At 70.0% G+C, this 19737-nt stretch carries 19 protein-coding genes and 1 pseudogene; 12 read left to right on the forward strand and 8 right to left on the reverse strand.

The window, feature by feature from the left end:
* Positions 1-266: HNH endonuclease signature motif containing protein (locus ACIA03_RS18040; RefSeq protein WP_396984938.1), on the forward strand; the 266-nt coding region annotated here is incomplete at its 5' end.
* A 157-nt stretch (positions 267-423) separates the two neighbouring features.
* Here the strand turns inward: ACIA03_RS18040 and ACIA03_RS18045 are convergent.
* The 3 genes from ACIA03_RS18045 to pepN all read right to left on the reverse strand — a co-directional run bounded on the left by ACIA03_RS18045 (position 424) and on the right by pepN (position 4193).
* Positions 424-591 carry a hypothetical protein gene (locus tag ACIA03_RS18045; protein WP_396984940.1) on the reverse strand — a complete coding sequence of 56 codons (168 nt, stop codon included), beginning with the start codon at positions 589-591 and terminating at the stop codon, positions 424-426.
* Positions 592-722: 131 nt separating this feature from the next.
* On the reverse strand, positions 723-1736 hold the full coding sequence (locus ACIA03_RS18050; protein ID WP_396984942.1) for an LCP family protein: 1014 nt from the start codon (positions 1734-1736) through the stop codon (positions 723-725).
* A gap of 48 nt (positions 1737-1784) precedes the next feature.
* A complete protein-coding gene (pepN, locus tag ACIA03_RS18055; protein WP_396984944.1) occupies positions 1785-4193 on the reverse strand; it encodes an aminopeptidase N in 2409 nt (802 codons plus the stop codon).
* A gap of 223 nt (positions 4194-4416) precedes the next feature.
* Here pepN and ACIA03_RS18060 point away from each other — a divergent pair, with 223 nt between their 5' ends.
* Together ACIA03_RS18060 and pth are read left to right on the forward strand one after the other, a co-directional pair.
* The gene (locus ACIA03_RS18060) at positions 4417-5040 is read left to right on the forward strand and encodes a 50S ribosomal protein L25/general stress protein Ctc (protein ID WP_396984946.1); all 624 of its coding nucleotides are present in this window, start codon (positions 4417-4419) and stop codon (positions 5038-5040) included.
* Positions 5037-5648: an aminoacyl-tRNA hydrolase gene (pth, locus tag ACIA03_RS18065; protein ID WP_396984948.1), complete on the forward strand. Its 612-nt coding sequence runs from the start codon at positions 5037-5039 to the stop codon at positions 5646-5648. Before ACIA03_RS18060 ends, pth begins: the two co-directional genes overlap by 4 nt.
* On the opposite strand, the gene ACIA03_RS18070 is transcribed toward pth, so the two are convergent.
* Positions 5638-6267 (reverse strand): LuxR C-terminal-related transcriptional regulator, encoded by a 630-nt coding sequence (locus ACIA03_RS18070; RefSeq protein ID WP_396984950.1) that lies wholly within the window; start codon positions 6265-6267, stop codon positions 5638-5640. The two genes, pth and ACIA03_RS18070, sit on opposite strands and share 11 nt — an antisense overlap.
* A gap of 418 nt (positions 6268-6685) precedes the next feature.
* On the opposite strand from ACIA03_RS18070, the gene ACIA03_RS18075 reads away from it, so the two are divergent.
* The 5 genes from ACIA03_RS18075 (at position 6686) to ACIA03_RS18095 (ending at position 12803) form a co-directional block, all read left to right on the forward strand.
* Positions 6686-7678, forward strand: a complete 993-nt coding sequence (locus ACIA03_RS18075; RefSeq protein WP_396984952.1) for a sensor histidine kinase — start codon at positions 6686-6688, stop codon at positions 7676-7678.
* Positions 7659-8351, forward strand: a complete 693-nt coding sequence (locus ACIA03_RS18080) for a response regulator (RefSeq protein WP_396984954.1) — start codon at positions 7659-7661, stop codon at positions 8349-8351. The genes ACIA03_RS18075 and ACIA03_RS18080 overlap by 20 nt, the downstream gene beginning before the upstream one ends.
* 140 nt (positions 8352-8491) lie before the next feature.
* On the forward strand, positions 8492-9838 hold the full coding sequence (locus ACIA03_RS18085; RefSeq protein WP_396984956.1) for an exopolysaccharide biosynthesis polyprenyl glycosylphosphotransferase: 1347 nt from the start codon (positions 8492-8494) through the stop codon (positions 9836-9838).
* Positions 9839-9922: 84 nt separating this feature from the next.
* Entirely contained in the window at positions 9923-11986 is a 2064-nt protein-coding gene (locus ACIA03_RS18090; RefSeq protein ID WP_396984959.1) for a serine/threonine-protein kinase, read from the forward strand.
* Between the two features lie 10 nt (positions 11987-11996).
* Positions 11997-12803, forward strand: coding sequence for a 3'(2'),5'-bisphosphate nucleotidase CysQ (locus tag ACIA03_RS18095; RefSeq protein ID WP_396984961.1), 807 nt, complete (start codon positions 11997-11999; stop codon positions 12801-12803).
* 604 nt (positions 12804-13407) lie between these two features.
* Here ACIA03_RS18095 and ACIA03_RS18100 read toward each other — a convergent pair.
* Complete coding sequence (locus tag ACIA03_RS18100; RefSeq protein WP_396984963.1) at positions 13408-13893, reverse strand: SRPBCC family protein; 486 nt, start codon at positions 13891-13893, stop codon at positions 13408-13410.
* Between the two features lie 30 nt (positions 13894-13923).
* Between ACIA03_RS18100 and ACIA03_RS18105 the strand changes: the two genes are divergently transcribed.
* A complete protein-coding gene (locus tag ACIA03_RS18105) occupies positions 13924-14664 on the forward strand; it encodes a dienelactone hydrolase family protein (RefSeq protein ID WP_396984965.1) in 741 nt (246 codons plus the stop codon).
* Complete coding sequence (locus tag ACIA03_RS18110; RefSeq protein ID WP_396984967.1) at positions 14664-15173, forward strand: gluconokinase; 510 nt, start codon at positions 14664-14666, stop codon at positions 15171-15173. Before ACIA03_RS18105 ends, ACIA03_RS18110 begins: the two co-directional genes overlap by 1 nt.
* A 139-nt stretch (positions 15174-15312) precedes the next feature.
* Here ACIA03_RS18110 and ACIA03_RS18115 read toward each other — a convergent pair whose 3' ends face one another.
* Complete coding sequence (locus ACIA03_RS18115; RefSeq protein WP_396984969.1) at positions 15313-16212, reverse strand: crotonase/enoyl-CoA hydratase family protein; 900 nt, start codon at positions 16210-16212, stop codon at positions 15313-15315.
* A gap of 115 nt (positions 16213-16327) precedes the next feature.
* On the opposite strand from ACIA03_RS18115, the gene ACIA03_RS18120 reads away from it, so the two are divergent.
* Both ACIA03_RS18120 and ACIA03_RS18125 read left to right on the forward strand, forming a co-directional pair.
* Positions 16328-17455 carry a sensor histidine kinase gene (locus ACIA03_RS18120; protein ID WP_396984971.1) on the forward strand — a complete coding sequence of 376 codons (1128 nt, stop codon included), beginning with the start codon at positions 16328-16330 and terminating at the stop codon, positions 17453-17455.
* A complete protein-coding gene (locus tag ACIA03_RS18125; RefSeq protein ID WP_396984973.1) occupies positions 17452-18120 on the forward strand; it encodes a response regulator in 669 nt (222 codons plus the stop codon). Before ACIA03_RS18120 ends, ACIA03_RS18125 begins: the two co-directional genes overlap by 4 nt.
* A gap of 19 nt (positions 18121-18139) precedes the next feature.
* On the opposite strand, the gene ACIA03_RS18130 is transcribed toward ACIA03_RS18125, so the two are convergent.
* Positions 18140-18916, reverse strand: coding sequence for an ABC transporter permease subunit (locus ACIA03_RS18130; protein ID WP_396984975.1), 777 nt, complete (start codon positions 18914-18916; stop codon positions 18140-18142).
* A gap of 68 nt (positions 18917-18984) precedes the next feature.
* Positions 18985-19641: pseudogene (locus ACIA03_RS18135) on the reverse strand (ABC transporter ATP-binding protein); the annotation flags it as partial.
* Positions 19642-19737: the final 96 nt, after the last annotated feature.

A 19737-nucleotide genomic window follows, 5' to 3' on the forward strand; every position in this document is an offset into this window, starting at 1 on the left:
ACCGGACGATAAGTGCGAGCCATACCGAAGTATTTCGCAGCACACGCCAACCATCACGGACCCGACTCGGCGATTTTCAAATCGCGACAGCCACCTGGACCGAAGCCCACCACCTCAAACCCTGGTCCCAAGGCGGCCAAACGAACGTGGCCAACATGGTCTTGTTGTGTCCCAGAGATCATCGCCGCATCCACGATCCCGACTACACCTATGAGCGGCTCTCGGACGGACGGATCCGGTTCACCAGGGCTGCCCGCACGGGCTGATTCAGAGCGGTCCGCTGGGCTGCTGACGTTGCTGGCCTGGCTGAGGTGTTGGGCGACCCTGGGCTGATCCGACACCATCAGATGGCACCAGAGCTCGGTGCGCTGATTGCTGGTGGACCGCCCGCTCGCGCGACTCCTTCTCGGACCGCTGCTCCGGTCAGTCGATCAGGCGACGTACGTCGGCCGAAACGTCACCCGCGTCGGCCGAGACGTCAGGCACGTCGGCCGAGGCGTCAGGCACGTCGGCCGAGACGTCACCCGCGTCGGCCGAGACGTCAGGTACGTCGGCCGAGACGTCACCCGCGTCGGCCGAGCTGGCAATCAAGTGCCCACTCGGCCGACGCGAGTGACGTCTCGGCAGGCCCGAGATCCCAAGCACCTGCGCGACCCAAGGATTCCGGGCCAGACCGAGAACACCCTCCGTAACGGGTCGGCGGTCATCAGCCCCGAAGAACCTCAGCTGACCGTCCGACCAGTCACAACCTCGGGGTTCTCCGCCAACCACGCGTTCATCTCGTCCTCGCGCATCGCAGTCCACAGCTGGCGCCCCTTGCGGACGTCGAGGTGGACGACACTCTGCTTCCCCTCCCGGCCCAGTCCGGCGACGGGAGCCGTGAAGAACGTGAGGTCCTCGGAGGGCATCCGAGCCAGGTCGAGAGCCAGCCCGCGGAGGTCGCCGCCGGAGAAGCCGGAGTCGACGGTCAGGTGGCGGGTGATGATGTCGAGGAGGTCGTAGGCCTTCTTGGGGTTCTTCGGGTCGACGCTCTGGCGCAGGCCGCGGAGGATCGAGCGCAGGACGTACTGCTGGCGCTTCACCCGGTCCAGGTCGCCGCCGGGGAGGCCGTAGCGCTGGCGAACGTAGAGGAGGGCCTCCTCGCCGCTGAGCAGGTGGGTGCCCTTGGTCCAGGTGCGGTGGCGCGCGGAGTCGTGGACGGTCTCGGGGATGTAGACCTCGACGCCGCCGAGGAGGTCGCCGATCTCCTCGAAGCCGGCCCAGTCGACCCAGGCGACGTGGTCGATGCGTACGCCGGTGAGCTTCTCGACCGTCTGCACGCTGAGCCGCGGCCCACCCTGGGAGAACGCGGCGTTGACCTTGGCCTTGCCGTGGCCGGGGATCCGCACCCACGAGTCCCGTGGGATCGAGACGACCGAGGCCGAGCGGCGGTCCGCGCTGAGATGGAGCAGCATCATCGTGTCCGCCCGCTGCTCACCGGGCGTCCAGGACGCGGTGGCCTCGCTGCCGGTGGTCGCCTCGCCGCCGGTGCGCCCGTCGGTGCCGAGGAGCAGGATGTTCAGCGCACCCGCAGCGTCGCCGGCCGCCTCGGGACGCTCCTCGAGCCCGGCGAAGACATCGACGCTCCGGACCTGCTCGTCGAGCCGGTGGGCGAGATACCACCCGGTGCCGGTGACGGCACCGACGAGCACGACGAACGCGATCCCGATGCCGAGCCAGATGCGCGACTTCTTCATGGCCGTCCTCAGAGGTGGGGGTCGAGGGCGGATAGAGGCTAGTGGTCGCTACTCGCGGTCGTCGAAGTGGTCCTCCCAGGAGCGCCGCAGGATCGTCGGTACGCCATTGGCCAGGGCCGCACGCAGCCCGTCGAGCTGCTCGGAATCGAGAGCGATCCGCGGGAAGGCGCGCCCGACCTCGAGGGCGAAGGCCTGACCGCGTGTGGCCAGGGCCGGCGCCTCGGTGAGGTAGGCAGCGACGTAGGGACGCAGCAGATGGGCCTGCTCGGCGATCCACATCCCCGATGCCAGTGCCCCGAAACGACGGTTGTCGACGCCGGTGGCGAGCATCGCCTCCCAGGCGGCGTCCTTGGCGATGGTCGAAGGGCGGGCGGCGAGGGCCCGGAGCGCGCCGAGGTCGCCTTCGACGGTGCCGTCCCGGTCGCGCTCGGCGGCGATGAAGCGCGCGTCGGCCTCACCGAGCGAGGCGAGACGTACGACCGCCTCCCAGCGTGTGGTCGGCAGCAGCGGGACACCGATCGCGACCCGGTCGGTGTCCAGCCAGTCGCGCAGCATCTGGGCATCGGCGCTGGTCGCGGCCAGGACCGACGCCCAGGCGAGAGCCCGCTGCTCGTCGTCGCCGGAGGCCGCCAGGCCCGCGGCGGCCGCAGCGGCGACCCGCGCGACCGCTCCGGCCGCGCGCGAGGCCGGAATCCGCTGCGGGATCACCACGGACCGGGTCTCCGAGAGCACGCCCTCGATGATGTCCGCCCGGGTCTCCTCGGGCAGGTGGGTCTCGACCAGGTCGAGGAAGTCTTGGGCCGAGAGGTCCCGCGATCGCACCCGGCGGGCGGCTGCGGACCAGAGCACGGCGCGTACGAGCGGGTCCTCGAGCCGGGACAGCCCACCGGAGAGCGCCTCCCACGACCCGGCGTCGAGCCGCAGCGCGGCGAAGGTCTCGCCGCCGGCGTTGGGCACGATGACGAGACCGGCGAACTCCGGCAGCGGCACGGGCTCGGCGCCCAGCTCGACCCGCTTGCGCCCCACGAGCCGGAGCGAGGAGTCGTAGGCGGCGACCGTGAACGCGTGCGGCCGGCTGCCCTCGCGCTCCAGGACCGGTACGTCCCCGTCGCGCCGCACGGACACCGTGTCGAAGCCGGGCTGCCGCAGCCAGGCGTCCACCCAGCCGCGTACGTCCTTCGACGAGCTCGCCGCGAGCGACCCGACGAAGTCGGCGAGGGTCGCGTTGGCGAAACGGAAGCGGGTCAGGTGACGGTTGACCCCGGCCATGAACTCCTCGTCACCGAGCCAGAAGGCGAGCTGCACCAAGCAGGCGCCGCCCTTTGCGTAGGAGATGCCGTCGAAGATGGTGGCGGCGGTGTCCACGTCGGGTACGTCGACGGCCAGCGGGGCGACCGGATGGGTCGAGCGGCGGGCATCGGAGCGGTAGCCCCACGGCTTGCTCCCGATCTCCACCTCGACCCGCAGGTCCGAGAAGCCGGCGCCGGCCTCGGCGACCCGGTAGCCCATGTAGTCGGCGAACGACTCCTGCAGCCAGGTGTCCTCCCACCAGGTCATCGTCATCGAGTCGCCGAACCACATGTGCGACATCTCGTGGGCGATGATCACCGCGCGGATCGCGCGCTGGGTGTCGGTGATCGCCCCGCGCGGCAGCAGCTCGTCGCGGTAGGTCACGCACCCCGGCATCTCCTGGGCGCCCCAGTTGAGACCGGGCACGAAGACCTGGTCGTAGGAGTCGAAGGGGTAGGGCTCGTCGATGAGGTCGGCGTAGTGGTCGAAGCACGCCTCGGTCGTACGCCGCAGCTCGGCCGCGTCCCGATCCAGCTCGGCTGCCAGCGAGCGCCGGGCATGCCAGCCGAAGTCGAGCCCAGCATGGGTCCACCGCACCGAGTGCCACGGCCCGGCGGCGACGACCAGCAGCGCCGGCGGGATCGGGGGAGTGGCCGCGAAGACCCAGCGACCCGCGTCGTGGGACACGACCGCGCCGTTGCCGAGAACGGTGTCCTCGGGAGAAGCGGTGACCGCGACCGCGAACGAAGCCTTCAGGTCGTTCTGGTCGAAGCAGGCGAAGACCTTCGAGGCGTTGTCCATGCCCAGATAGGCCGCCGCATAGCGCGACCCGTCGGCGGGGTCGGTGAAGGTGTGCATCCCGTCGCCGTCGGTCGTGTAGGGCAGTGTCGCGGTCACCTCCACCTCGTTGACCTTCTCGTCGGAAAGCAGCCCGGCGAGGCTCACCCGCCCCCCGTCGTACGCGGCCTCGACCACCTCCCCGTTGACGATCAGCGACACCGAGAGCGCGCCCTTCAGCTCCAGGAACGTCTCGGGCGCCGAGGAACGGAACCGGACCCGGGTGTGGCTCCGGAAGGTCTCGAGACCGGTGAGGTCGAGATCGAGGGAGTAGGAGACGGCGCTGAGCACGCCGGCCCGGGCGCGGGCCTCGTCGAGTGTGAGGGACACGACCTCCAACGTACGTCGTCGCAGGTCAGCACGCGCGCGCATTTCGCTGTGAGCGTGATCCGGGGATAGTCTGTGGCAGTTGCCTCGGCGAGGGAGCGCCTCGCGCTCCGTGATCGACAAGGTGGACGTCTCTTCGCAGAGACGCCGTGCCTTCGTCGCACGGCCTTCGTTGGACCTGCCGGGCGCCATTGACGTCAGCACCACTCATCGAGGAGTTCAACGCATGTCCAGCGAGAAGATCGTCGCCGAGAAGCGCACCGAGTTCGGCAAGGGTGCCGCTCGCCGCATCCGCCGTGAGAACAAGATTCCGGCGGTCGTCTACGGCCACGGCGCCGACCCGATCCACCTGACCCTGCCGGGCCACGCCACCATGATGGCGCTCAAGAACCACGGTGCCAACGCGCTGCTGGAGCTCGACATCGACGGCAAGACGCAGCTCGCGATGACCAAGCAGGTCCAGGTCGACGACGTCCGCCGCGTCATCGAGCACGTCGACTTCGTCGCCGTCCGCGCCGGCGAGAAGGTCACCGTCGACATCACCGTCCACGTCACCGGCGACGCCATCTCCGGCACCATGGTCGTCACCGACGCCAACACCCTGACCGTCGAGGCCGAGGCCACCCACGTGCCCGAGAGCATCGAGGTCAGCATCGAGGGTCTCGAGGCCGGCACCCAGATCCTCGCCGGCCAGGTCGAGCTGCCCAAGGGCACCACGCTGGTGACCGACCCGGAGACCCTGGTCGTCAACATCACCGAGGCCCGCACCATCGAGGAGCCCGCCGCTGACGAGGCCGCCGAGGGCGAGACCGGGGAGTCCGCCGAGGCTGAGGCCGCCGGCGCCGAGTGACTTCGGACTCGGTGACCGACGGCGTCTGGCTGGTCGTCGGCCTGGGAAACCCCGGGCCGACCTATGCCGGTCACCGTCACAACATCGGCTATCTCGTCACCGACGAGCTGGCCAACCGGCTGGACGGCAAGTGGCGTGCCCACAAGTCCGGCCGTGCTGACGTCGTGGAAGGGCGCCTCCGGGGTACGACCCCGGGGGTGCCCGGACCACGCGTCGTGCTCGCCCGTTCGCGGACCTACATGAACGAGTCCGGCGGGCCGGTCAAGGCGCTCGCGACCTTCTACAAGGTCCAGCCCGACCACGTCATCGCCATCCACGACGAGCTCGACATCGCCTTCGACACGATGCGGGTCAAGCTGGGCGGGGGCGACAACGGCCACAACGGCCTCAAGTCGATGCGGTCCTCCTTGGGCACCGGCGACTTCCACCGGGTGCGCGTCGGCATCGGCCGCCCGCCCGGGCGCCAGGAGGTGCACGACTTCGTGCTCTCCAACTTCTCCAGCACCGAGCGCAAGGTGCTGCCGTTCGTGGTCGACACGGCCGCCGACGCGATCGAGACGCTGATCACCGAGGGCCTGGAGAAGACCCAGCAGAAGTTCAACTCCTAGGACTGATGTAGGACTGGTGCGGCCGCAGATACCGGTCGTACGCCGCGACCGCGGCCAGCTGGGAGCCGACCCCGAACTTCCGCAGGATCGCCTTCACCTGCGTCCGCACAGTCGTCTGGGCGACCCCGAAGCGAGCCGCGATCTCGGCGACGCTCGCCCCGTCGTAGAGGAGCTCGAGCACTTCGTGCTCGCGCACGGTCAGCGAGGCGACGAGGTGGCGCATCCGCTCGCGCTCGTCCCGCATCAGATGCCACTGCGCGATCAGGCCCTCGACCTCCGACGGGGAGTGCCCCGGGCGTCCCTCGGCGGCGTCGCGAAGCGAGGCCTCGATGGTGTCGGAGTCGGTGTCGGCGGGCAGCACCTCGACCGCGCCGGCCTCGATCAGCGCACCCCACAGCCCGCCGCGCGCAGCCGTGGTGAGGGCCACCCCGGGCAGGCGTACGCCGCGCACGAGCGCACACACCCGGTCGAGATGTGGCCAGTCGTCGAGGTCGGTGACCACCAGCCAGGTCGCCGGGTCACCGAGGAGCAGGTCGGCCGGGTCCGCGTCGGTGGCAGCGGTCGCCGTCACGGTGATGCCACGCTCGTCGAGCGCTACCGTCACCGCATCGAGGGTCATCGTCTCGTCCGCTGAGACAGCGACCCTGAGTCGTGCGGTCGAGCCTGTCATGTCTGCCGCGCCGTTCGGTCGTCCGGGGCCCCGCCAGATCTCCCGGAGGGTATCGACATTCTGGCTGGTCACAGGCGGGGGTCGGGAACCTGTTCTACACTGCCCCAAGTTTGGGGATGACCTGGGACAACGCTTCCCGCAATGTAGGTTGTGGACGACCTCGAAATTCTTTGACTCCTCAATTCTCGGTATTGGCCTGGAATGGGGTCACGAGGCGATACGGTGCTCATTACGTTGCCATTAGTGAACGTTTGGTCACAACATTCAAATTGGGACGGCCCGACAAGCTCGGGCTGGGGGAGCAGGGTCTGGACACGGCCCGTCTCGGGACTCATACCTCACTGGCCGACCCGTCCTGGGGAGCAGTATGTCTACGTCCATTTTCACGCGGGTCAACTCGGGTTGGTTAACCACCGCCTATGCAACCACCACCGCCGTGTTCATCGGCGTCCAGAGCTTTCTGATCGCGGTCCTTCAGGGCCCTTGGGTCTCCTTCCATACCCACGGAGCAATCCTCTGGGTCCTCCTCACGGTCATCGTCATCGCCACCTCGCTCGCGGCCGCCGCCGCTCTCCTGCTCGGTGGCGTGCGCATCTACCGGCGCGTGTGCGCGGCAGAGGCGAAGGCGGCCGACGAGATCTACCTCGACCTGCTCAGCGCGCGGGAGACGCAGCGTCTCCATCGGGCCCGGATGCACGAAGTGACCTCGACCCTCGCCGGTGTTCGCTCGGCCAGCGAGCTGCTGTGCAACTCCGACACGCTCGACCCGGAGCGTCGCGTCGCGATGTTGACCATGATGGGCAGCGAGCTCAGACGCCTGGAGCGCCTCGTCCGGGCCCACCGCAACGGCGCCGACACGATGCCGATCGACACCGGAGTGATCGACGTCGACGCGGTGATCCACAACCTCGCCCTGGCCTATGAAGCGGGCGGCACGACGGTCATCCACGAGCCCAGCAACGCGCTCGCCGCCGGCAGCTCGGACGCGGCCTCGGAGATCGTCAACATTCTTCTCGACAACGCGGCCAAGCACGGCGCCGGCGCTGTCGACGTCACGGTCCGGCACGAGCCGGGCGAGTCCGGTCACCTGGTCGTCATCGAGGTCTCGGACGACGGCGCAGGGATCGCCCCCGAGGTCCGTGACCGAATCTTCGAGTGGGGCGTCCGCGGGCCGGACTCGGCCGGCCAGGGGATCGGTCTCAACGAGGCCCGCACCGTCGCTGAGCGGATGGGCGGCTCGCTCCGTCTCGCCGCCGCGGAACGTACGACCTTCGTGGTCACTCTTCCCAGTGCAGTCATCGAACGCTCCGAGACCGGGGCTGAGCAGGAAGGCGCCTCCAATGACGTTGTCGCCGCGTAGCCAGTATCGAGTCGTCATCGTCGAGGACCACGTCCTCTTCGCCGAGTCGCTCGAGCTCGCCGTCTCGATGGAGGGATACGACGTACGTCGGATCCCGATGCCCAGCGAGCCCGTCTCCACCGCCACCATGGTCTCCGTCGTGCTCCGCAACAAGCCGAAGGTCGTGCTCCTCGACCTCGACCTGGGGCGCTACGGGGACGGCGTACGGCTCATCGAGCCGCTCGCCAAGGCCGGCGTCGACGTCGTCGTGGTGACCGGTGCGATCGAGGAGGCGCGCTGGGGCCAGGCGCTGCGCAACGGCGCCCGCACGGTGCTGTCCAAGTCGCGCCCGCTCGGCGAGATCCTCGGCACCGTCCGGCGGCTCTACCAGGGCGCCTGCGTGCTCGCGGTGAACGACCGCGAGCGGCTGATCCGGATCTGGTTCGAGCGCCAGCACGAGGTCGCCGAGCTGAGCCGCCGCATCGAGCTGCTCACCAAGCGCGAGTCGCAGGTGCTCGGCCACCTGATGCTCGGCCGCACCGTCCACGAGATCGCCGTCATCGGCGTGGTCTCCGAGGCGACCGTGCGCACCCAGGTGAAGTCCATCCTCGCCAAGCTCCAGGTCACCTCCCAGATCGCGGCGGTGGGTCTGGCCCACCGTCTCGGCTGGCGCTCCCCGCAGTCGCTGGAGTGAGCCGACTGGTCTGGACCACCGGGCTCCGGTTCCCTCATTTGGTCTAACCGGACCCCGATCGGTCCCCAACGACCGCTTTCTTCCCGCATTGTTCTGGCATGAACTAGCGTCCGGGCGCCCAGCAGCCATGGGGGAGATGAATGACGATAGAGCTGGCGTCGGTGGAGACAGTAGTCCCGCTCGACATCAACCGCCGGAGGGTGTCCGCCAAGGCACCCTCTCTTCGGTTGCAGGCCTCGATGGTCGACGGACTCGCGCTGATGATCCTCGCTCCGCTGATCGTGGGACAGGAGGTCGTCCACGCGCTTGTGTGGGGACTGCTCTGGGGTCTGGCAACCAGGATCACCGCGCCGAAGATCCTGCCCGGCGCCGAGCGCCTGCGAGCGACGGTCTCGGGGGTCTTCAAGGCGTTCATGGCGATGAGCATGGCGACCTGGCTCCTGGGTGCGGTGATCGATCTGCCGCAAGGGCAGCTGGTCGTGCAGACGATCCTCGGCCTGGTGACCGCGCTCGCGTTCCGGGTGGTGGGCTACATCTTCAGCTCGCGGCCGCGCACGCCGCTGCGAGTCGTCGTCGTGGAGGCGGCGCATGACCACGGGGTGATCCCGGAATGGACCCACCGGCTCAGCGGCGGCCTGATGGAGGCGGCGGCGGTCTGCCGCGCCGACGGGCTCTCGGGAGCGATCGCCTCGGCCGAGCCTGACGCCGTGCTGGTCGTTCCCGGGCCCGACCTGGCCGGCCGCGAGATCCAGCGGCTGGCCTGGACGAGCGAGTCCTTCGGCCTGCCGCTCCTGGTCAGCACCCGGATGCAGGACGTGACCCCGCAGCGTACGTCCTCGATGCGGCTCGGCTCGATGACCCTCCTCTACGTCGACGAGGCCCTTCGGGCGCGGCTGACCCGGGTGGCCAAGTACGTGTGGGAGTGGCTGGCCGCGGCGGCCGCCGTAGCGGTGCTCGTCCCGGTCTTCGTCGTCGTGGCGATCGTGATCAAGCTCGACTCCTCGGGCCCGGTCTTCTTCCGGCAGGTGCGGGTGGGCCGCAACGGCAAGCAGTTCCGGATCTGGAAGTTCCGCACCATGGTCGTCGACGCCGAGTCGCTGCTGCGTACGCTCGACCACCGGCCCGGCCACGTCCTCTTCAAGCTCCGTGCGGACCCGCGGGTGACCCGGGTGGGACGTGTGCTGCGGAAGTACTCCCTCGACGAGCTGCCGCAGCTGTTCAACATCGTGCTGGGCCAGATGTCGCTGGTCGGGCCCCGGCCTGGGCTGCCGAGCGAGGTGGCGATGTACGATCGGGATTCTCATCGCCGACTCGCAGTTGCTCCCGGTCTGACCGGGCTGTGGCAGGTCTCGGGGCGTTCGGACCTCTCCTGGGAGGACACGGTCCGGCTGGACCTGGACTACGTCGACAACTGGACACTTCTGCGAGACTTCGGGATCGTCGTTCGTACGGTAAAGGCTGTTGTGCGTGGATCTGGTGCCTACTAGGGAGTAACCCCTACACTCCCAGGCCGTTGTGTGTGAGCAACCCAACACGAATGAACAACTGGATCCTCGACGGGAACGTCCCCCATGCAAACCTCCCCCCACCCCATGATTGCCGGCCGTTATGAGCTGCACCGCCTGATCGGGCGAGGCGGTATGGGCGAGGTATGGCAGGCGATGGACCTCACCTTGCAGCGCTGGGTCGCGGTCAAGGTCGTGAGGACATCGGCCGACCCGACGATGATCGAGCGGTTCCGGCGCGAGTCGCTCTCCACCGCGGCCGCCAGCCACCCCGGAACCGTGCAGGTCCACGACGCCGGGATCGAACGCACCGGCAACGGGCCGATGGCCTTCCTCGTCATGGAGCTGCTGGCCGGCCCCGACCTCGGCGAACGCCTCCGCTCGCGCGGCCCGCTGATCGCCCGGGAGGCCGGCGAGGTCATCGTGCAGGCCGCGCGTACGCTCGCTGCGGTGCACGGCCAGGGCATCGTCCACCGCGACATCAAGCCGTCGAACCTCGTCTACGACGCCGACCGCCGGATCCGGATCGTCGACTTCGGGATCGCTCAGCTCGCCCGGCTGGGCGACCAGCGGCTGACCTCCACCCACGACGTCGTCGGGAGCCTCGGCTACCTTTCGCCCGAGCGTGGCTCGGGTGGCGAGGTCGGGCCGCCGAGCGACATCTACTCGCTGGGCTGTGTCTTCTACGAGATGCTCACCGGTCGCACGCCCTACTCCGGCGGTGCTCCGGCGACGATGGTCTACCAGCACGCCACCGCACCGATCCCGCGGGTCAGCGGCGTGGTCCAGGTGCCGGGGATCATCGATGACCTGGTCGCGATGATGATGGCCAAGGAGCCCAGGCAGCGGCCGAGCGCGCAGGACGTCGTCGCGGTGCTCACCGGCTCGGGTCCGCTGCCGGTCTTCGACGCGCAGGTGCCCACGCCGCGCACGACGCACGCGTCCGGTCCGATCAGCACTTCGGGTGCCTTCAATGCGTACGCCGGGAGCGGCTCGTTCCCCGCGGCCGGTGCCACCGGGTCGACCGGCGGGTTCTCGAGGATCGGCGCGAGCGGCCCGATCCCGACGGGTGGGGCGCGGGCGGCGAAGCCCTCCGGCGCCAACCGCACGCTGAGCGTCCTGCTCGCGGTGGCCCTGCTCGGGGTCGCGGTCGGTGGCTGGATGACGTTCGCCGCCTTCGGGAGGTCCGGCGAGACGGCCCGCGCCGCCGCGCTCAGCGAGGCGCTGCCGGAAACCGTCGAGCTCGCCGTCGACGTGATCTTCGAACGCGACGCCCTGGAGCCGGTCGCGCAGGCGCCGGTCAACGTACGCTCCACCTACCTGCACACCACCGACGTCGCGGTCGAGGAGTGGCAGACGGCCGCGGCCGAGATCGACGTCGACGGTGACCCCGGGCTGCGCACGCTCCACCACGACATCACCGAGGTGCTCAAGGACTTCGAGCTCTACCGGGTCGAGATGCAGGAGGGTGACCGGGCCGCCCAGGACGCCGCCCGCGAGGTCTACACCGGCCTGGCCGACAACCTGCTGATGCTCGCGGCCCAGGTGCCGGAGCTGGAGGACGACCAGACCGGCGACCAGCTCCGCAACCTCAGCAACCTGAGGGCGGCCGCGGACGCGTTCAGCATCGAGCGCGAGCTCATGGTGGTGGCGCTGTCCGAGGGCGAGATCGACACCAAGTCGGTCAAGGAGCTCACCGATGCCGAGGCCGCCTGGGTGAAGGCGTCATCGGCGTTCTACTCGGGTGCCTCACCCGAGCTGCAGGCCGACCTCGACCGGGTCTCGGACGGCACCTTCGACAAGGGCTCCGGCGCGACGATGGTGCAGCGTACGGTCCGCGACGTCGCCGCCAAGGGCAGCATCGACGCGGTCGACAAGGAGCTGCGGGCGTCGTCGAAGGGCGAGCCGATCGTCCGCACCTGGTCCGACGGCGCCGTGGAGTACATCCAGAGCCTTCGCGAGGTCATCCTGGCGTCGACCGAGACGATGGCCGACGCAGTCACCGACGAGCACGAGCGTGCCAAGACCGGGCTGATCCTGCGTGCGGTGCTCACCGGGGTGGCGCTGGTCGCCGCGATCGGGCTCGGAGTCGGGCTGGGCCTTTCTCGGAGCCGGCGGGTCTCTCGATAGAGTGCCGCGGGTGACTTTCGAAGCAGGAGTGCCCACGCCCGAGATCCTCGCCTCCGACCACCTGCTCGCCGCCTGGCTGGCCGAGACCGCCGGCCGACGGCTGCTCGAGGTGCGCGCCACCTCCGGCCTCGAGGGCAAGGAGCTCAAGGACGCCGGTGACCTGGCCGCCCACGAGCTGCTGATGGAGCTCGTCGCCGAGCACCGGCCGGAGGACGGAGTCCTGTCCGAGGAGGGCAAGGACTCCAAGGAGCGGCTCACCCAGGACCGGGTCTGGATCATCGACCCGCTCGACGGCACCCGCGAGTTCTCCGAGCCCCCGCGCGACGACTGGGCCGTGCACGTGGCCCTGTGGGCCTCCTCCAACGGCGGCGAACTGATCGCCGGTGCGGTCGCGCAGCCGGCGCTCGCGGACGCGTCCCTGCAGAGCACCTTCCACACCGGTGCGGCCCCCGTCGTGCCGCCCTCGACCTCGCCCCGCCCCCGGATCGCGGTCTCCCGCAGCCGCCCGCCGGCGTTCGTCGAGGCGCTGGCCGAGGAGCTCGGCGCCGAGCTGGTGCCGATGGGATCGGCCGGCGTGAAGATGATGTCGGTCGTGCGTGACATCTCCGACGCGTACGTCCACGCGGGTGGGCAGTACGAGTGGGACTCGGCCGCTCCCGTGGCGGTCGCTGCCGCTGCCGGGCTGTTCACCTCCCGCATCGACGGCTCGCCGCTGCGCTACAACCAGGACGACGTCTACCTGCCTGATGTGATCGTGTGTCGTCCTGAGCTCTCCGAGCAGATCCTGTCGTTCATCAAGCGGCATGGGGTTGAGTAGGTTCATCGTTTGTCGCGACTGCGTTTTGCGCGACTGTGGGCCGCCGACCCGATCTCGAGGGTCTTCTCGACCTGATCCGGAGTAAAGGACGGCCTGCGGCCGCCGGCTTCGCCGGTCGCCTTCGGCGATCCTTGACACCGGACCACGTCGAGAAAAACTTGGCTGGCTATCGGGGCGGCGGCCCCGATGTGGCCGCGGAACAGTGACTTCACGGGCGAGGGCTGTTCCGTGGGGTGAACGAAAATTCATTCACCCGCCACTCCGAGCAGCCCCGGCCGCGCGTGAACGAAAATTCATTCACCCGCCAACTCCACCAAGCCGGAGCCGTCCACACCTGAACGAAAATTCGTTCACCCAACGGACCACAAGCCCCTACCCAACCCACATCACCGCGCCAGACCCCTGCCGCCGACCCGATAGCCAGCCAAAAATTCTCAGCGACGGCCGGTGTCAAGGACCGCGAAGCGGCCGGCGAAGCCGGCGGCCGCAGGCCGTCCTTGACTCCGGACGCCGCTGAGAACACCCTCCCGTAACGGGTCGGCGGCAAACACCAACCACAAAACACACCGACCCGCCGGCGTGCAAGAACAGAGAACCGCAGACCTCAGGCGTCGACCAACAGGTCCTCGAGCGACTCCAGGCTCTGCCGCGCGTACCCCTTCCACATCCACCCGAACACAGGCATGGCGAACGAGGCGGCAGCAGAGGTGGGGGTGACATCCCACGACCAGGTGATCCTGGTGCCCGTGCCGGCGGGAGCGAAGGACCAGCGTCCGGCGGCGTGACCGACAAGGAGCTTGAGCGGGCCGGAGAGCGGGGTGATCTCGTAGGAGAACGAGGTCGGGGCGTCGACTGCCGTCAGGGTCTCGCGCATGCTCGCGCCGTCGGCGAGGACGATCGTGCGGGTCTGCCCGGCGGCGTCCCAGGCGCCGGCCTGGTCGCGGACCTCGGCGATCGGGCCGATGGCGGCGTACCGGCGATCGAAGAGCTTCGGGAGCGGGGCCGGGAGGACGCGGGCAAGAGCGGTCTCGTAGGCGACCGGGACCGCCCGGGAGGACTCGAGATGCAGCGCTTCTGGGTGCTGGGTCATGCCTACGAGCATGGCAGTAGCGTGATCGCCGTGGTTGAGCAGATCGAGATCGAGACATCGGACGGCATCGCCGAGGCATATCTGGCCCGGCCCGAGGGCGAGCCGAAGGGCGGTGTTCTCGTCTACATGGACGCCATCGGTCTGCGGCCCCAGCTGGCCGAGATGGTCGAGCGGGTCGCCTCCTGGGGCTACGTCGTGCTCGCGCCCAACGCGTTCTACCGCGACGGCAGCGTGGCCGAGCTGGCGCCGACCGCCGACCTGCGCGATCCGGTGGCGAGGGATGCGTTCTTCGCGGACGGCGCGATGGCCCGGGTCCGCAGCCTCACTGTGGCTCGGCTGGCGGTCGACATCTCGGCGTACGTCCAGACCCTCCGGTCGTACGTCTCCGGCCCGCTTGCGACTCACGGCTACTGCATGGGCGCGCGGATCGCGGTGCGGACCGCGGGGCGGTTCCCCGACGAGTTCGTCGCGGTCGGCGGGTTCCACGGCGGCGGGCTGGCCACCACGGACGAGGCCTCACCGCACACCTGCATCGCCGGGACGAGGGCGGAGTACTACTTCGGCCATGCCGACCACGACCGTTCCATGACGCCGGAGAACGTCGCCGAGCTCGGCAGGGCGCTCGACGAGGCCGGGGTCGTCTCCACCAACCACATCTATCCCGACGCCCCGCACGGCTACACGATGGCGGACACCTCCTCCTACCAGGAGGCCGGAGCGGAGCGGCACTTCGCCGATCTCGAGGCCCTCTACGCCCGTACGATGGCGTGATGGCTGGATCGATCGCTGGACCGGTGCTGGTCGTGATGGGTGTCTCGGGCTCGGGGAAGTCGACCATCGGGGCCGCGATCGCGGGCAGGCTGCGGGTTCCGTTCGAGGATGCCGACGACCTGCACCCGCAGGCCAACATCGACAAGATGACCGCCGGGATCGCGCTCGACGACGATGACCGCTACCCGTGGCTGGAGGCCGTCGGGGAGTGGCTCGCCAGGCACGCGGACCGCGGCGGGGTGATGAGCTGCTCGGCGCTGAAGCGGAAGTATCGCGACCAGCTCCGCCGGCACTGCGCGGAGGTGACCTTCCTCCACCTGGAGGGCACCCGCGAGGTGATCGCGAGGCGTCAGGCGAGCCGGCCCGGCCACTTCATGCCGGCCTCGCTCCTGGACAGCCAGTTCCGCACGCTCGAGCCGCTCGAGCCGGACGAGGCCGGGATCGCCATCGACGTCGACCAGCCGGTCGACGCGATCGTCGAGGAGTACGCACGCCGGGTCGGGGCCTAGCGCCGAGAGGCGGCCGACACGCGCCCATCTCGGGTTGGGCACTGCGTGCCGGCCGCGGCCACACCCGGGTGAGGGACCAGCGGGCGGGCCCACTTTCGACGGTAGCCCAGGATCCCCCCTGAGGTACAGGGGGGATCGGCTATCGCTGCAGGTCAGAGCGTAAAAAGACGTCCGGAACCTCGGACGCCTTCGAGGTGAACTCCGGGGCCCGCTTCTCCAGGAACGCCGCGACGCCCTCCTTGCCGTCGCCGATCGAGGCGTAGAACATCGCCAGCGAGTCGGACAGGTGCGCCTCGACCGGGTGCCGGGCGGAGGCGTTGCGGGTGATCAGCTGGCGGACGAGCGCGGTGCCGACCGGCGACCGGTTCTTGGTGAACCTCCGGGCCAGGTCGATGGCGGCGGGCAGCAGCTCGTCGGGCAGGTGGATGCTGCGGATCAGACCGCCGTCGAGAGCCTGGTCGGGGTCGAGGATCTCGGCGGTGTAGAGCCACTCCAGCGCCCGCGGGACGCCCACCACCCGCGGCAGGAAATAGGAGGAGCAGGCCTCCGGGACGATGCCGAGCTTGCCGAAGACGAAGCCGATCTTCGCCTTGGAGGAAGCCAGGCGCGCGTCCATCGCGCACAGCATCGTGGCGCCGATCCCGACCGCCGGACCGTTGACCGCGGCGATCACCGGCTTGGGGAGCGCGTGGATGGCGAGGGTGACCTTGCCGCCGGTGTCGCGTACGCCCTCGGCGTACTCGGGGTGCTTGGCCGGGTCGGCCAGGTGCTCGGCGAGCCTCTCGGGCGTCGGGTGCAGGGACTCGTCGAGGCCGAACACGTTGCCCTCGGCCGAGAGGTCCATCCCCGCGCAGAAGGCCCGTCCGGCGCCGGTCACGACCACCGCGCGCACCTCGTCGGCCATCGCGTCGGTGGTGAAGACCTCCTCCAGCTCGCGGGCCATCGTCACCGTGAACGAGTTGAGCGCGTCCGGGCGGTTGAGGGTCAGCAGCGCGATGCCGTCTGCGTCGACATCGAAGGTCAGCGTCTCGTAAGCCATGGGTCACAGTCTGTATCGACTGCGTTCGTCTGCGGAAGGGTGGGTCCAGCGGTGACCTTTGGGTACTGTCGAAAGTCAGTACATCCTCGACTGGGCGGCAACTACCGTGGTGGGCGTGAGTCTGCTGCGCCGGCCCCGGGCCCTCGAGTCGATCCTGGCGGGCCTTCTGGTCGTGGCGGTCGGGGCCGAGCACCTCTACATGAGCGGTGCCGGTCACCCGCAGTGGTCGGGCTGGTCGGCGTTGGTGGGTGTGCTGGGGGTGGCGCTCGCGATGTGGGTCCGCCCGCGGCATCCGGCGGTCGCGGTGGCGCTCGTGTCCGCGCTGGTCGGCGGCACGGTGGTGGTCAACGACGGCTGGATCCTGATCAGCTACGTCGCGTTCGCCGTCGTGGTGAGCTTCCTGGTCGGCAGATGGGCCGAGCAGGTGTGGCCGCCCGCGGTCGTGGCGGCGGTCGCCGTGGTGACGTTGACGGTGCTGGACGCCGTCGTCAACGACGGCGGGGTGCAGGTGGCGATGGCCGGCAACATGATCATCTTCATGGCGCTGCCCTGGCTCAGTGGCCGCTATCTGCGCCAGGTCGCCCTCAGCCACTCGACCGAGATCGAGCAGGCCCAGCTCACCGAGCGGGCCCGGATCGCCCAGGAGATGCACGACTCGCTGGGCCACGAGCTCAGCCTGATCGCGCTGCGCGCCGGGGCGCTCGAGGTGGCTCCCGGGCTCTCGGAGCGGCATCAGCTGGCGGCCGGTGCGATCCGCACAGCCGCCGCCGGGGCCACCGAGCGGCTCGGCGAGATCGTCGGTGTCCTCCGCCCCGCGGCCGAGGAGGCGCCGTTGGCCCCCGCCGCGGCCGGGATCGGTGGCCTGGTCGAGCGCGCGCGTGAGTCGGGGATGGACGTACGCCTGGAGGGCTCGCTCGAGGAGGGCTCCGGAGCCACGCCGGTGCGGGACGCCGCCGCGCACCGGATCGTGCAGGAGGCACTGACCAACGCGGCCCGACACGCTCCGGGGTCGGCGGTGACGGTCTCGGTGGACACCGGCGCGTCCGGCGTACGCCTCTCGGTGAGCAACGGCCGCGCCACCCTCCCGCCGCGAGCCGGAGCGACGAGCGGCCTGGGGCTGGCCGGGCTCGAGGAGGCGGCGCGTGCCGCCGGCGGCACGCTGCGCCACGGCCCGGTCACCGGCGGTGGCTTCGAGGTGGTCGCCGACCTGCCTGCTCACCATCGGCGAGAGGTCGTGCTGTGATCCGGGTGCTGCTGGCCGACGACGAGGCGATGGTGCGGGCCGGCGTACGCGCGATCCTGGAGACCGACGAGCGGATCGAGGTGGTCGCCGAGGCCGCCGACGGACGCGAGGCGGTCGAGGCCGCCCAGCGGCACCGGCCCGATGTCGCGCTGCTCGACGTCAGGATGCCGCGGATGGACGGCCTGGCGGCCGGGGCCGAGATCGCCCGGACCACTCCCGAGACGGCGCGGGTCATGCTGACCACGTTCTCCGAGGACGCCTACATCGCCCGGGCGCTCGGCGACGGCGCGAGCGGTTTCCTGCTCAAGTCGGGCGACCCGCGCGAGCTGCTCGCGGGCGTGCACGCGGTCGCCGACGGTGCCGCGTTCCTCTCCCCGCGGGTCGCCCAGCGGGTCATCGCCGAGCTCGGCGTCGGGGCCGGCGACCGGATGTCGCGGACCGCCGAGGCACGGGCCAAGGTCGCGGGCCTCACCGACCGCGAGCGCGACGTGATGGCGCTGGTCGGTGCCGGGCTCTCCAACGCCGAGATCGGCCGCCGTCTCCATCTCGTGGAGGGGACCGTGAAGGCCTATCTGAGCAGCGCGTTCGGTCGCCTCGGCGTACGCAACCGGGTGCAGGCAGCGGTCCTCGCCCACGAGGCCGGGCTCGTGAGCGAGGACCGCTAGACGGGTTCGGGCAGAACTCTCAGGCGTCGCGCCTGCGGAACACCAGGTAGCCCGCCAGCAGCGTGACCGCCGACCAGGCGGCGAGGAGCCCGAGACCGCCGTTGCCGTCGTAGGGGAGCCCGTCGGAGAGCCCGAAGAGGGTCGCGATCCCGATGCCGAGATACTCCGTGCCGGCTGTGCCCGGCAGGTAGTAGGACACGTCGGTCATCAGGTCCATCCCGCTCATCATCAGCACCATCGGCAGCAGGAAGAGCGCCAGGAAGGCCACGACCAGCGCCCCCGCAGTGCTGCGCAGACCGACCGCGAGCCCGATGGCCAGCGCGACGACCACGCCCAGGTAGACGCTGACCTTGCCAGCCACCGTGGCCACCGAGGAGACGTCGAAGACCCCGTAGTCGCCCGCCGTGAGGTAGCCGAGCCCGGCGCCCAGGAGGGCGAGCAGCGCCCCGGAGACGAGCGCGACGACCTCCACGACGACGAGCTTCGCGACCAGCACCCGGCCGCGCCGGGGCTCGCACTGGAGGGTCGTACGCATGCTGCCGGAGGCGTACTCCGAGGTCACGGTCAGCAGGGCCAGCGCGATCAGCGCGAACTGGGTGAACAGCAGCCCCGCGGTGGCGACCTCCTCGACATGGAGCAGCTGGTCGGCATGGGACAGCTCCGGGTTGGGCTCGGCGGCGTCGAAGCCCAGCGGCACCGAGTAGAGCGCCATCAGCGCGGCCGCGCCGATCAGGCACCACCAGGTCGATCGGACCGACCAGAGCTTGGTCCATTCGGACGAGATCGAGGCAAGCATCAGGCCACCTCCGTCCCGGTGTACTCGACGCTCCCGGCGGTCAGCCGGAAGTAGGCCTCTTCCAACGATCCGTGTCCGGCGACGAACGAGGCCATCGAGGAGTCCGCGAGCAGCCGCCCGCGGCCGAGGATGACCAGGTGGTCGGCGGTCTGCTGCATCTCGCTCATCAGGTGGCTGGAGACGAGGACCGTACGCCCCTCCGCGGCGAGCGACCTGAGCAGCTTGCGGATCCACAGCACCCCGTCGGGGTCGAGCCCGTTGACCGGCTCGTCGAACAGCATCACCCGCGGGTCCCCGAGCAGCACGCCCGCGATCCCGAGCCGCTGGCTCATCCCCAGCGACAGGTTGCCTGCCCGCCGCCGGGCGACCCCGGCCAGGCCGACCCGCTCGAGCACCTCGTCGACCCGGGCCACCGGGATCGAGTTGCCCCGCGCCATCGCCACCAGATGCGTACGCACCCGGCGACCGGGGTGCACCGCCTTGGCGTCCAGCAGCGCACCAACCTCGCGCAGCGGACGCCGCAGCGAGGCGTACGGACGGCCGCCGATCGTGGCGGTCCCCGACGTCGGCCGGTCCAAGCCGAGGATCATCCGCATCGTGGTGGACTTCCCGGCGCCGTTGGGGCCGAGGAAGCCGGTGACCCGGCCGGGCTGTATCCGCAGGGTGAGATCGTCGACCGCGGTGGTCGCGCCGTATCTCTTGGTCAGGTGGTCCAGAGTGATCATGCCGTCGAACCTAGGGACGTACGCGCCCGGGCACAGTGGACGAAAAGCAGCCGTCCCTACCGACGAAAGTCAGTAGGGACGGCCGAGGCTGGTCCG

It is taken from the genome of Nocardioides sp. NPDC051685 (genome assembly GCF_044453405.1).
Taxonomy (GTDB): domain Bacteria; phylum Actinomycetota; class Actinomycetes; order Propionibacteriales; family Nocardioidaceae; genus Nocardioides.